This window comes from Kitasatospora sp. NPDC028961, assembly GCF_055564815.1.
Window position 1 is genome coordinate 83,640 of record NZ_JBVHVO010000028.1, and the last position, 12,742, is coordinate 96,381.

At 74.0% G+C, this 12,742-nt stretch carries 11 protein-coding genes and 1 riboswitch; of the genes, 8 read left to right on the forward strand and 3 right to left on the reverse strand.

Going from position 1 to position 12,742, the window contains the following annotated elements:
- Nucleotides 1-119: 119 nt before the first annotated feature.
- Nucleotides 120-1,622, reverse strand: coding sequence for a glycine hydroxymethyltransferase (locus ACZ4UX_RS31175; RefSeq protein ID WP_465709059.1), 1,503 nt, complete (start codon nt 1,620-1,622; stop codon nt 120-122).
- A gap of 29 nt (nt 1,623-1,651) precedes the next feature.
- A riboswitch (ZMP/ZTP riboswitch) is annotated at nt 1,652-1,748 on the reverse strand.
- A gap of 295 nt (nt 1,749-2,043) precedes the next feature.
- Between ACZ4UX_RS31175 and ACZ4UX_RS31180 the strand changes: the two genes are divergently transcribed.
- From ACZ4UX_RS31180 to ACZ4UX_RS31205, 6 genes are all read left to right on the forward strand, one after another.
- The gene (locus ACZ4UX_RS31180) at nt 2,044-3,027 is read left to right on the forward strand and encodes an ABC transporter permease (protein ID WP_465709060.1); all 984 of its coding nucleotides are present in this window, start codon (nt 2,044-2,046) and stop codon (nt 3,025-3,027) included.
- 73 nt (nt 3,028-3,100) lie between these two features.
- Nucleotides 3,101-4,855: an ABC transporter substrate-binding protein gene (locus tag ACZ4UX_RS31185; protein WP_465709061.1), complete on the forward strand. Its 1,755-nt coding sequence runs from the start codon at nt 3,101-3,103 to the stop codon at nt 4,853-4,855.
- Nucleotides 4,856-4,956: 101 nt separating this feature from the next.
- Nucleotides 4,957-5,949 (forward strand): ABC transporter permease, encoded by a 993-nt coding sequence (locus ACZ4UX_RS31190; RefSeq protein WP_329490711.1) that lies wholly within the window; start codon nt 4,957-4,959, stop codon nt 5,947-5,949.
- A 16-nt stretch (nt 5,950-5,965) separates the two neighbouring features.
- Nucleotides 5,966-7,627 (forward strand): dipeptide ABC transporter ATP-binding protein, encoded by a 1,662-nt coding sequence (locus ACZ4UX_RS31195; protein ID WP_465709062.1) that lies wholly within the window; start codon nt 5,966-5,968, stop codon nt 7,625-7,627.
- Between the two features lie 85 nt (nt 7,628-7,712).
- Nucleotides 7,713-8,237, forward strand: coding sequence for a hypothetical protein (locus ACZ4UX_RS31200; protein WP_352292472.1), 525 nt, complete (start codon nt 7,713-7,715; stop codon nt 8,235-8,237).
- A gap of 318 nt (nt 8,238-8,555) precedes the next feature.
- Entirely contained in the window at nt 8,556-9,629 is a 1,074-nt protein-coding gene (locus tag ACZ4UX_RS31205; RefSeq protein WP_465709063.1) for a PhlD, read from the forward strand.
- A gap of 115 nt (nt 9,630-9,744) precedes the next feature.
- Here the strand turns inward: ACZ4UX_RS31205 and ACZ4UX_RS31210 are convergent, their stop codons facing one another.
- Nucleotides 9,745-10,320, reverse strand: a complete 576-nt coding sequence (locus ACZ4UX_RS31210; protein ID WP_465709064.1) for a TetR/AcrR family transcriptional regulator — start codon at nt 10,318-10,320, stop codon at nt 9,745-9,747.
- Nucleotides 10,321-10,426: 106 nt separating this feature from the next.
- On the opposite strand from ACZ4UX_RS31210, the gene ACZ4UX_RS31215 reads away from it, so the two are divergent.
- Nucleotides 10,427-11,029 (forward strand): dihydrofolate reductase family protein, encoded by a 603-nt coding sequence (locus tag ACZ4UX_RS31215; RefSeq protein ID WP_465709065.1) that lies wholly within the window; start codon nt 10,427-10,429, stop codon nt 11,027-11,029.
- Here the strand turns inward: ACZ4UX_RS31215 and ACZ4UX_RS31220 are convergent.
- A complete protein-coding gene (locus ACZ4UX_RS31220; protein ID WP_465709066.1) occupies nt 10,983-11,972 on the reverse strand; it encodes an EamA family transporter in 990 nt (329 codons plus the stop codon). The two genes, ACZ4UX_RS31215 and ACZ4UX_RS31220, sit on opposite strands and share 47 nt — an antisense overlap.
- A gap of 168 nt (nt 11,973-12,140) precedes the next feature.
- Between ACZ4UX_RS31220 and ACZ4UX_RS31225 the strand changes: the two genes are divergently transcribed.
- Nucleotides 12,141-12,632, forward strand: a complete 492-nt coding sequence (locus ACZ4UX_RS31225; protein WP_465709067.1) for a gamma-glutamylcyclotransferase family protein — start codon at nt 12,141-12,143, stop codon at nt 12,630-12,632.
- The last annotated feature ends 110 nt before the right edge of the window (nt 12,633-12,742 follow it).

Below are 12,742 nucleotides of genomic sequence, written 5' to 3' on the forward strand. Positions count from 1 at the left end.
GGGCCTTGGCCGCGAGTTGGGCCGCGCCGGCGGGGGGGATTTCCTGCGTCTAAGTTCGCTGGAGTATTGAGCACTCCTCCACGTCCCCCCCCCCCCCCGCCCCCCCCCCCCCCCGGGCCTCAGACCAGGTCGACGCCCGGGTAGAGGGGGAAGCCCGCCAGCAGGTCGGCGGCGCGCTTGGCGACGCCCTCGCGGACCGCGTCGTCCAGGGTGTACTGGGCCTTGGACGGCGCGCCGGCGGAGGTCGCGACGGGAGTGGTGGCGCGCAGGACGGTGTCGATCAGGGCGGCGATCTCGTCCATCTCGGCGGTGCCCAGGCCCCGGGTGGTCAGCGCGGGGGTGCCGAGCCGGACGCCGGAGGTGTACCAGGCGCCGTTGCGGTCCTGCGGGACGGAGTTGCGGTTGGTGACGATGCCGGAGTCCAGCAGCGCCGCCTCGGCCTGCCGGCCGGTCAGGCCGTAGCCGGAGACGTCGGCGAGCACCAGGTGGTTGTCCGTGCCGCCGGTGACCAGCGTGCCGCCCCGGCGCAGCAGGCCCTCGGCGAGGGCCCGCGCGTTGTCGACGACGCCGCGGGCGTACGTGCGGAACTCGGGGCGGAGGGCCTCGGCGAAGGCGACCGCCTTGGCGGCCATCACGTGCGAGAGCGGGCCGCCGAGGACCAGCGGGCAGCCGCGGTCGACGTGCTCGGCCAGCTCGGCGGTGCAGAGCACCATGCCGCCGCGCGGACCGCGCAGCGACTTGTGGGTGGTGGTGGTGACGATGTGGGCGTGCGGGACGGGGTCGTGGTCGCCGGTGAGCACCTTGCCCGCGACCAGGCCGGCGAAGTGCGCCATGTCGACCATCAGGGTCGCGCCGACCTCGTCGGCGATCTCGCGCATGACGCGGAAGTTCACCAGTCGCGGGTAGGCGGAGTAGCCGGCCACCAGGATCAGCGGGCGGAACTCGCGGGCGGTGGCCCGCAGCGCGTCGTAGTCGATCAGGCCGGTGACCGGGTCGGTGCCGTAGCTGCGCTGCTCGAACATCTTGCCGGAGATGTTCGGCCGGAAGCCGTGCGTGAGGTGGCCGCCGGTGTCCAGGGACATGCCGAGCATCCGCTGGTTGCCCAGCTCGTGGCGCAGCTCGGCCCAGTCCTGCTCGGTGAGGTCGTTGACGTTGCGGACCTCGGCGCGCTCCAGGGCGGGGCTCTCGACGCGCTGGGAGAGGACGGCCCAGAAGGCGGTCAGGTTGGCGTCGATGCCGGAGTGCGGCTGGACGTAGGCGTGGTCCGCGCCGAAGAGCGCGCGGGCGTGCTCGGCGGCGATCGTCTCGACCGTGTCGACGTTGCGGCAGCCGGCGTAGAAGCGGCGGCCGGCGGTGCCCTCGGCGTACTTGTCGCTGAGCCAGTTGCCCATGGCGAGCAGAACGGCCGGGGAGGCGTAGTTCTCGCTGGCGATCAGCTTGAGCGAGGCGCGCTGGTCGTCGATCTCCCGGCCGATGGCGGCGGCGATCCTCGGCTCCACCTCGCGGACGACGTCGAGGGCACCGCGGAAGGCGGTGTTGGCGGTGGCACTCGCGGCGGTGTGCGGTGCGGCGGTGTGCGCTGCGGCGGCGTCGGGCGCGGCAGGGCTGACGGGGGTGGCCAAGGCGGTCTCCTCGTGACGGGTGGACGAGTACGGACGGCCCAGGCGCTCGGCAACTTGGCGTGCGGGTGCACGGAGCCGCTTCCCGATGGTCGGTTCCATCCGTGCGCGCCAGTCGCGGCTCACCGGGATCGTACCAATGCCCCGGCCCCTGTGGCGGAGATCTCAGAATGCGGGACGGGCCGCCTCCTTTGCCCCGGTATGACCGTTCTTCTGCAACGGCAGTATTGCGGTGGAATGAAGCCGTCACAATTCCCGAAACATTGCACCCGAACTCCGTCGGGAATGATTTGCGGAAATCCGGCGGCGTCCGATCTGATGGCGTTCGGCAGGCCGCCGGGAAACCCCCGCAGGCCGGCCGTCACACGCACACCAGCGCACCCTCACCCACGGGGCGGCGGAGAATTCGGGGAGTACGCCTCTCATGGCAGTGGTCGAGACAGTCGCAGAGCCGTCCGCCGGGACGGCGCCCACCGCCGCGCGGGCCCCGCAGGGCCTGCTGCGCCGGATCCGCCGCGACCGGGTCGCGGCCACCGCGCTCGCGGTCGTCGTGGCCTTCCTCCTGCTCGCGCTCGCCGCCCCGCTGATCGCCGCCCTCTACGGCAGGAACCCGGTGGAGCACTACGGCCAGAACACTCCCGGCCTGCTCAGCGACGGCGGACTGCCGATGGCGCCGAACGGCGGCATCTCGGCCGACTTCTGGTTCGGCCTGGAGCCCGGGCTCGGCCGCGACGTCCTCACCCAGCTGCTCTACGGCATCCGCACCTCACTGCTGATCGCCTTCGCCTCGGCCGCCGTCACCACCACGCTCGGGGTGCTGGCCGGCGTCGCAGTGGGCTACCTCGGCGGGATCACGGACCGGCTCTTCGGTTTCCTCTCCAACGTGCTGCTGGCCTTTCCGACCCTGCTCCTGCTGCTCGCGCTCAGCCCCGTCATCCAGTCCCGGCTGGTCGACCCGGACACCGCCGAACCCGAGTGGATGCAGTTCCTGGTGCTGATCCTGGTCTTCTCCGCGTTCGGCTGGATTCCGCTCGCGCTTTCCCTCCGGGCCGCCGTCCGGTCACTTCGGGAAAGGGATTTCGTGCAGTCCGCCCGGGCGCTCGGGGCGAGCGGATTCCATATCGTGTTCCGCGAACTCCTGCCGAATGTCCGGGCGCAGCTCCTGGTGCACGCCACGATGGCGGTGCCGACGTTCGTCGCCTCCGAGGCGGTGCTGTCCTTCCTCGGCGTGGGCATCAACGAGCCCGTCCCGGACTGGGGCCGGATGATCGCGCGGGGCTCCGAGGTCTTCCAGGCCGACCCCACCTACATGTTCTTCCCCGGCGTGGCACTGCTGCTCTTCGTGCTCGCCTTCAACCTGCTCGGCGACGCCGTCCGGGACGCGCTCGACCCGCGCGCCGCGCGCTGAGCGCCGCCTTCCCCTCCTCCCTCCCTCCCTTTTCACCCGACCGCCCCGTCTCCGGGGCAAGGAGAGTTCCGCCATGCGCTGGATCAAACCGTCCCTCGCCGTCGTCGCCACCGCGGTGCTGGCGACCTCCTGCTCGGCCGGCGCGGGCTCCACCCCGGGTACCGGCGCCGGGGCCACCGCCCGGGAGTCCTCGCCGCTGACCGCCGCGCTCGGCACCGAGAAGGAGAGCGCCGGCCCGGCCCCCGCCGTCCCCGGCGCCCGCCCGGGCGGCACCGTGAACGTCTACAACACCACCGACTTCCGCCACCTCGACCCGCAGAAGGTCTACGCCGGCGCCGCGTACAACACCTCGCTGCTCTGGGGCCGCCAGCTGACCCAGTACCAGGTGGTGGACGGCAGGGCCAGGCTGGTCGGCGACCTCGCCACCGACACCGGGACCCCGGCCGACGGCGGCCGCACCTGGACGTACCGGCTGAAGGAGGGCGTGGCCTGGGAGGACGGGCAGCCGATCACCTCCCAGCAGGTCAAGTACGGCATCGAGCGCTCCTTCGGCAAGGGCTACGAGGTCGGCCCGCCGTACTGGCCGCAGTGGCTCACCGGCGAGGCCAGCTACGACGACGCGCGCAAGAAGTACGCCGGCCCGCAGGACGGCGACCTCGCCGCGATCGAGACCCCGGACGACCGCACCCTCGTCCTGCACTTCCCGCAGCCGCAGGCCGACGTGCCGTACATGGCCGCGCAGTCCTCCTCCTCGCCGGTGCGCAGGGACAAGGACACCGGCACGGACTACGACCGGCTGCCGTTCGCCAGCGGCCCGTACCGGATCGCCGAGCACGTCCAGAACACCCGGCTGGTGCTGGAGCGCAATCCGCACTGGAAGGCGGAGACCGACCCGATCCGCTCGCAGTACCCGGAGCGGTTCGTCTTCACCTTCGGCAAGGAGGCGCTCAACATCAACCAGGAGATCCTCTCCGGCCGGGACGGCGGCGCCGACGCCACCACGGTGGCGACCCAGCTCTCCCCCGAGCTCTACCAGAACGTGGACACCGACCCGAAGGCCAAGGAGCTGGTGGTCTCCGGCCGCCAGGGCGCCTTCGTCACCCAGCTCGTGATCAACAACGAGCGGGTGCCGGACGTCGAGGTCCGCAAGGCCCTGCACCTGGCCTACCCGCGCCAGCAGGCCCGCCAGGTCCAGGGCGGCTCCCGGGTCGGCGAGCTGGCCACCACGCTCAGCTCCCCCGCCCTGGTCGACTGGCAGAAGTACGACCTGTACCCGGCCAAGCCGGAGGGCGACCCGGAGGCCGCCAAGCAGGCGCTCGCCCGGGCCAAGCAGCCGCCGGCCGCGCTGACCTACGCCTACGCCTCCACGCCGAACGGGCAGCGGGTCGCCCAGGTGCTCGTGGAGGGCTTCGCCAAGGCCGGCATCACCATCGTGCCGAAGCCGGTCGACCCCAAGGCGCTGCTGGACGAGGCGCACCGCGCCGACTCCCCGTACGACCTGTTCGAGGAGACCAGCTCGGTCGACTGGCCGACCCCCTCCACGCTGGTCCCGTTCTCCTTCGACGGCCGGGCCAACGGCGACCTCAACTCCGCCCGCTACCGCAACGCCGAGGTGGACAAGGAGATCGACCGGATCAACCAGATCGGCGAGCCGCGCGCCAAGGCCAAGGAGCTGTACGCGCTGGAGCAGACGGTGATGAAGGACGTGCCGGTGCTGCCCTTCGCCTACCCGGCCGTGAACCAGCTGCGCGGCAGCAACGTCGGCGGGGCGTTCGTCCACCCGATCTACGGCTCGGTCGGGCTGGCCTGGCTCTACCTCAAGTCCTGACCCGCCCGGCCCGCGGGGGCGGGGTCGGGACCGCCCAGGCGGCCCCGACCGCCCCCGCCGTCCCGTCCCCGACCCCGTCCCCCCTCGACCCCGGACCGGCCATGCTCTCCTTCGCCCTGCGGCGGACCCTCCAGGCCCTCGCCGTCCTGGTCGCGGTCTCCGCCGCCGCCTTCGCCCTCTTCTACGCCGCTCCCGCCGACCCGGCCCGCGCGGCCTGCGGCCCGCGCTGCGACTCCGGCCAGGTCGCGGCCGTCCGCCAGAGCATGGGCCTGGACCAGCCGCTGCTCACCCAGTACACCGACTACCTCGCCGGAGTCGTGGCCGGGCGGGACATCGCGGACGTCGACGGCTCGGTCATCCACTGCGACGCACCCTGCCTCGGCTACTCCTACCGGCTCCACCAGCCCGTCACCGAGGCCCTGGTCGACCACCTGCCGGTGACCTTCTCGCTCACCGCCGGCGCGCTCGCCGTCCTGGTGCTGTTCGGGCTCGGCACCGGCTTCGTCTCCGCCCTGCGCCACGGGACCAGGACGGACCGGCTGCTCTCCGGCTTCACCCTGGTCGGCGCCAGCGTGCAGATCTACTTCCTCGGGTACGTCGCCCAGTGGGCGCTGGTCTACTCGACCGGCCTGCTGCCGCTGCCCTCCTACACCCCGCCGGCCGAGGACCCGGCCGCCTGGGCGGGCGGGATGCTGCTGCCCTGGCTCGTCCTCGGCTTCGTCAACTCGGCCGTCTTCGCCCGGCTCTCGCGCTCCCAGCTGCTGGAGACGATGAACGAGGAGTACGTCCGCACCGCGCGCGGCAAGGGCCTCGGCCGGGTGCGCACCCACCTCAAGTACACCTCGCGCGGCGCCGCCGGTCCGCTGGTGCAGCTGCTCGGGCTGGAGGCCGGCGCGCTGCTCGGCGGCGCGGTGATCACCGAGACGGTGTTCGGGCTGAACGGCGTGGGCACCTTCGCCGCCGAGGCCGTCTCCGGGCAGGACCTGCCGGCCGTGGTCGGCGCCGTCCTGCTCGCCGCCTGCTTCGTGGTGCTGTTCGTCGCCCTGGCCGACCTCGCGGTGGCCTGGCTCGATCCCCGCATCCGTCTCAGCTGACCCCTCTGGAGTACCGATGACCCCCTCCACCGAAGCGGTGCTGAGCGTCCGCGACCTCTCCGTCGCCTTCGCCGACCCGCGCGGCGGCGCTCCCGTGCACGCCGTCCGCGGCCTCTCCTTCGACCTCGCCCGGGGTGAAGTCCTCGGCCTGGTCGGCGAGTCCGGCTCCGGCAAGTCCGCGACCGGCCTGGCCGTGCTCGGCCTGCACGACCCGCGCACCACCACCGTCACCGGCTCGATCCGGCTCGCCGGCCGGGAGCTGGTCGGCGCCGGTGAGTCCGTGCTGCGCGAGGTGCGCGGCGGCCGGGTCGCCCTGGTCTTCCAGGACGCGCTCACCTCGCTCAGCCCGTTCCACGGCGTGGGTGCGCAGCTGGCCGAGATGTACCGGCTGCACCACCCGGGCGCCGGGCGTGCCGAGGCCCGGCGGCGGGCCGTCGCCATGCTGGACCGGGTCGGCATCCCGGCCGCCCGGGCCGGCGACCACCCGCACCGGTTCTCGGGCGGCATGCGCCAGCGGGTGATGATCGCCATGGCACTGATGAACGACCCCGACGTGCTGATCGCCGACGAGCCGACCACCGCGCTGGACGCCCGCGTCCAGCGGCAGGTCCTCGACCTGCTGGGCGAGTTGCAGCGCGAGCACGGCACCGCGGTGCTGCTGGTCAGCCACGACCTCGGCGTGGTGGCCGGGACGACCGACCGCACACTGGTGCTGCGCGACGGCCGGCAGGTCGAGTCCGCGCCGACCGCCGAGCTGCTGGCGGCGCCGCGACAGCCCTACACCCGGGCCCTGGTGGGCGCGGCGCTGACCGCGGACACCGTGCCGGGCACACCGCTGGCCACCGTCGACGAACCGTCGCCGTCCTTCACCTTCGCGCCACGGGCGGGCGCCGCCTCCGACCGCCCGCTGGTGGAGGTCGAGGAGCTCGCCGTGCACTTCCCCGGGCGGCGGCGCCCCACCGGCCGGCGCGGCGAACCCGTCCGCGCGGTGGAGGGCGTGAGCCTGCGGATCGCGCCCGGTGAGACGCTCGGGCTGGTCGGCGAGTCCGGCTCCGGCAAGTCCACCACCTCGCGCGTGCTGGCCGGCCTGCAGCCGGTGACCGCCGGCCGGGTGCGCTACGACGGGATCGACGTCACCGCCCCCGACCGGGCGCTGCGCCGCCGGCTCGCCCGCGAGATCCAGCTGGTCTTCCAGGATCCGTACGCCTCGCTCAACCCGCGCCGCACCGTCGCCCAGACCCTGGACACGCCGCTGCGCCTGCACACCGCCCTCGGCCCCGCCGAACGGCGCGAGCGGTCCGCCGAGTTGCTGGAGCAGGTCGGGCTGGCGGCCGGCCACCTGGACCGCTATCCGCACGAGTTCTCCGGCGGCCAGCGCCAGCGGATCGGCATCGCCCGGGCACTCGCCCCCGAACCGCGCCTGATCATCGCCGACGAACCGGTCTCCGCGCTGGACGTCTCGGTCCGCGCCCAGGTGCTCAACCTGCTGATGGAGCTGCGCGAACGCCTGGGCGTCGCCTTCCTCTTCGTCTCGCACGACCTCGCCGTGGTGCGGCACTTCTGCGACCGCGTCGCGGTGATGCACGGCGGCCGGCTGGTCGAATCGGCCGACCGCGACCGGCTGTTCGCCGCCCCGCACACCGACTACACCCGGGAGCTGCTCGCCGCCGCGCACTGAGGGTGTGTCGGCGGCCGCCTGGCGGCACGATCCGCATACGATCGGCTACCGGCAGCGACCCCCGTCACCCCGGAAGGGGTTCCCGATGACCCTCGTCAGCCAATCCGCCACCCTGCTCCAGCTGTTGGGCCGGCTCCACCCCGAGGCCCTGGACGGCATCCGCCCGCACCTGCCCGTCCTCGGGCCCACCCGCCACGTCCACCTGGCCGCGCACGGCGGCGGGCAGGCCGGGCTCAACCCCCAGCCGCTGCCGCCCGGCGCCACCGAGCTGCGGCTGGCCGTCGCCGGGACGGTCAACGCGGTGGCCAACGCGGCCATCACCGCCCGGCTGTCCGGCGGAGACCCGGGCGGCATCCTCACCGAGGTGGGGGACGACTGGTGCCCGACCCCGCCGGACCGGCGGCTGCCGTGGCCGCGGCACTGGCCGCTCCCCTGGCCGCCCGGCGAGCCGTACCCGATCGACCCGGGCTACGCCACGCCGGCCGTCCAGGCCCAGGCGGCGCTCGCCTTCCAGGCCTACGCGACCGGCATCGCGGACGAGGAACTGGGCGCCGCCTTCGGCGAACTGGCGGAGCGGCTCTGCGAGGCCGCGCTGGGGAACGCCGGCTGAGCCGGCCCGGTGCACGGGTCCCGCGACCGCCCCGTGCACCGAGACCCGCCCCCCGACAGCGACTCTGCGTAGTCGCGGCGGTGCTCCGCCCGGGGCCGTGCCGAGCGCACCCACGGTCACCCGACCCCCATCAGGCCCACCATCCGGGGGAAATCCCGGAGCGGGACAGGTAGCGTGGGTACGTCAGTATCCGGTGGGGGGATCCCGCGAGTGTCACGGTGCGTCACAGCGTGTCGACGCGCTCCGTACGGCCACCGCACGGGTGCCGACTGCCGCACCCGCCCGGGTGCGGTACGGACGCTCCGAGGACGCCGCGACATGCCTACCCCGACCACCGCGTACGTCGGCCGACCGGCCGTGGTCGCGGGCCCCCACCTCGTCCGCGCCGAACGGATACGCGACGACATCCTCGCCCGCAATCCCGGCTACTCGCCCCGGCAGGCCCAGACGGTACGGATGGCCCTGAGCAACCTGCCCGGCACCCGCCGGTACTTCCAGCCGTACGAGGTCGTCACCTCGCCCGACCGCACCGCCGCCGAGCGCAAGACCACCACCATGGCCGACCTGCTGGCCGCCGCCGAGAGCGCCGCCCGCGAGGCGCTGGCGAACGCGGGGGCGGGCACCGGGGACGTCGACTGCGTCGTCGTCAGCAGTGCCACCGGCGACGGGGTGCCGGGGTTGGACATCCTGCTCCAGCAGCGGCTCGGGCTCCGCCCGGACATCAGCCGCCGGCCGATGACGCAGCTGGCCTGCGCGGGCGGCGCGCACGCCCTGATCGCCGCCCAGGAGTACCTGGCCGGAAACCCGGGCGGCGTCGTCCTGGTGGTCGCGGGCGAGTCGCTCTCCTCGCTCTACCAGGACAGCCGGACGTCGATCGAGGACCAGATCTACAAGGGGCTCTGGGGGGACCTCGTCGGCGCGGCCGTCGTCACGAGTAAGCGGCGCACGCCCGGGCTGCGCCTCGGCCACCGCTTCGAGTACACCGTGCCGGGGTCCACCGACCGGTACCGCAAGCTGACCGACGACCGCGGCGACCACTTCGCCTCCACCCGGGCCTCGCTCCGCTCGGTCACCGACCTGGGGCCGGCCCTGCTCGACTGGCTGGACCGGCACGACGCCCGGGAGCTCGACTTCGGCGTGCTGCACCCGGGCGGCCCCGCGATCCTCGACCGGCTCGGCACCCTGCTCGGCGTGGACGAGGACTTCCTCCGGCACTCCAAGGCGGTGCTCGCCGAGGAGGGCAACCTGGGCGGGGCGACGGTCTTCTCCGTCCTGGCCCGGACCCACCGGACGCCCCCGGCCGCCGGTGCGCGCGGCCTGGTCTTCGGCCTCGGGCCGGGGGTCGCCCTCAGCGCCCTGCTCGTCACCTGGGCCGACGGCCCCGCCGACTGAGCGGGCGGCGGCGGGGCGCCGCCGCCACCCCTCTTGGCGTCGACAGGAGGTCGCCAGCAGGTCGCCAGGAGCGCGAGCGGCGACGGGACGCCGAGCGGCGGCCCGCCCGCTCCCGCTAGGCGCTCGGCACGATCCGCTCGACCATCGTCCCGACCAGCGCGGCGAGGCCGTCGGCGCCCAGCACCTCGGGAAGGGTGAGGTGTTCGACCAGCAGCCCGGTCATCGCGAGGTAGAGGACGACGACCGTCTCACGGTCGCCGGGGAGGCCCTCGCCCACGTGGTAGGCGATGTTCGCCTCCAGTTGCTCGCGGATCGTGCCGGTGAGCTCGGCGCGCAGGTCCGGCCGACGGGTGGCCTCCAGCCGCAGTTCGAGCAGCGCCAGGTACCCGGCCCGCTCGACGGTGATCCGGCCCAGCAGGTCGTGCATCAGGGCGGTGACCAGGGCGCGGTCGCGCGGGGCCCGCAGCAGCTCGGCGATGACGGCCGGGTCCGGGGTGAGCCGGTGGTGGATGTGACGGGCGGTCTGGTGGAGCAGGTCGTCGCGGTTGGCGAAGTAGTTGGACGCGGTGCCGGCGGGGACGCCCGCCTGTACGTCGACCGCGCGGAAGGTGAGCCCCCGGGCGCCCTCGCGGGCGAGGACGTCGATCGCGGCGTCGGTGAGGGCGGTACGGCGAGCGGGGTTCTGGACCACGGCCCTGATCCTCCTTCAGAAACATCTGGACAACCACTACAGACTGAGTACTATAGCCGGCGTGGTTGGGGGCGCAGGGCCTTCGACCGGGTCTCCAAGGACGTGAATGCGCAAGCTCACCTACTACGTCGCCGCCACCCTCGACGGCTACATCGCCGCCCCGGACGGCGACTTCGGGTTCTTCGACCCCTACATCCCCGGGGCCCTCCCCTTCCTGACCGGCGAGATGGGCGACGCACTGCCGACCCCCGCCCGCGCCGCGTTCGGCCTGGCGGACACGCCCAACGAGCGCTTCGACACCGTCCTGATGGGCCGCGCCAGCTACGAGCCGGGCCTGGCCGCGGGCCTCTCCAGCCCCTACGCCCACCTGCGCCAGATCGTGGTCTCCCGCTCGCTCACCAGCAGCCCGGACCCGGCCGTCGAGGTCACCGCGGAGGAGCCGCTCGACCTGGTGCGCCGGCTGAAGCAGGAGGAGGGCCTCGGCATCTACCTCTGCGGCGGCGGCGACCTCGCCGGTCAACTCCTTCCCGAGATCGACGAGTTGATCGTCAAGCTCAACCCCGTCGCGGTCGGCTCCGGCATCCCGCTCTTCCGGGCCGGGTTCTCGCCGAACGCCTTCACCCTGGTCGACACCCGGGTGCTGGCCAACGGCGTGCTCGTCCTCACCTACGCGAAGGCGTCCGGGGTGCCCGCGCCGACAGCCGGCTGACGCTGACCACCAGACAGACACCGACCACCACGATCGCCCCACCCACCAGGGTGGGACCGGTCAGCGGTTCGGCCAGCACCAGCGAGCCGAGCAGCACGGCCACCACCGGGTTCACGTACGCGTACGTGGCGACCAGGGTCAGCGGCGCGGACTGGAGCAGCCAGGCGTAGGCGGTGAAGCCGACCAGCGAACCGACCACCACCAGGTAGCCGAGCGCCAGCCAGGACCGAGTGGAGAAGGCGCCGACGTCCAGCCCGTGCTGCTCCCCACGGGCCAGTCCGATCACCACGTTGCCCAGCCCGCCCACGATCATCTGGTACGCGCTCCCCGCGAAGACGTTGCCCGGCATCGGGATCCGCTTGGCGGCGAACGAGCCGGCCGCCCAGGTCAGCGTGGCGCAGATGACCGCGATCACGCCGGCCGGTGCGATGTCCCCGCCGATCGCGGGCGCGGAGAGCACCGCGAGCCCGGCCAGCCCGAGCAGCACCCCGGACAGCTCCACGGGCTTGGGCCGGTCACCGGTGGCCGCCGTGAGCAGCACCATCCAGAGCGGGACGGCCGCCACCAGCAGCGCCGTCAACCCCGACGGGATGGAGTTCTCGCCGAGCACCACCAGCCCGTTGCCGCCGGTCAGCAGCAACAGGCCGACCAGCGCGGAGGAGCCGAACTGCCGCCGGTCCAGTCGGAGCCCGGCCCGCCCCTCGCGGAACAGCACGAAGCCGCCCAGCAGCAGCCCGGCGACGAGGAAGCGCGCCCCGGCGGAGAGGAAGGAGGGCATCGTCTCCAGGGCGATCCGGATCGCCAGATACGTCGAGCCCCACACCACGTACACCACGGCGAGCGCCAGCCAGACCGCCTTTCCCAGGCCGGCCGGACCGGGGACGGCGTCGGCGGGTCTGCCGGCCGGGGCCTTGGCGGGCGTGCGTGAGACGGGCGCTGTCATGGGTGTCCCCCTAGGACGGTACTGGCGGTCAACCGCCATGACAGCGCATCACCGCACCCGCGCGCCAGTGGGTATCACCAGACGGTCGCCGCCGCCCCGGGGGCGCGCGCGGCGCGGGCGCTACGGTGGGCGCTCCCCCGGCCGGGGGAGCACCCACCGGGAGGCCCCTTGTCCGACGCACCGACAGCCGACGCGCCGACGGCCGACGCGCCGACGGCCGGCCCGCCGGGCGCCCGGCCCGGCGCCCTGCCGTTCTTCGTCTACGGCACGCTCCGCACCGGCGGCCGCAACCACGCCGTGCACCTCGCCGGGCGCTGCGCGGACATCCGGCCGGCCGTACTGGAGGGTGCCGCGCTGCACGACGGCCCGGGCTTCCCGTACGCGGTGCCGGACGGCACACCGGGCCGGCGGATCCTCGGCGAGCTGATCACCGTGCGCCCCGGCGGGTACGCCGCCGCGCTCGCCGCGCTCGACCGGCTGGAGGACTGCCGGGCCGACGGCACCGGCGAGTACGTGCGCGAGCGGCTGGCCGTCCGGACGGCGGCCGGAGCCACCGAGGACGCCTGGGTCTACCTGGCCGGCCCCGCCGTCGCCGCCCGTCTGCGGGCCCACCCGGCGCTGATCCCCTCCGGGGACTGGACCCGCCGCGCCGAACGCTGAACGGCGCAGGCCTGGCCGGGACCGGATCGCACGCGGGGGCGGGGGGGGGGGGGGGGGGCCCCCCCCCCTCCCGCAGACTCTCCCGGCTTTTCCCCCCCCTAGGGGGCCCC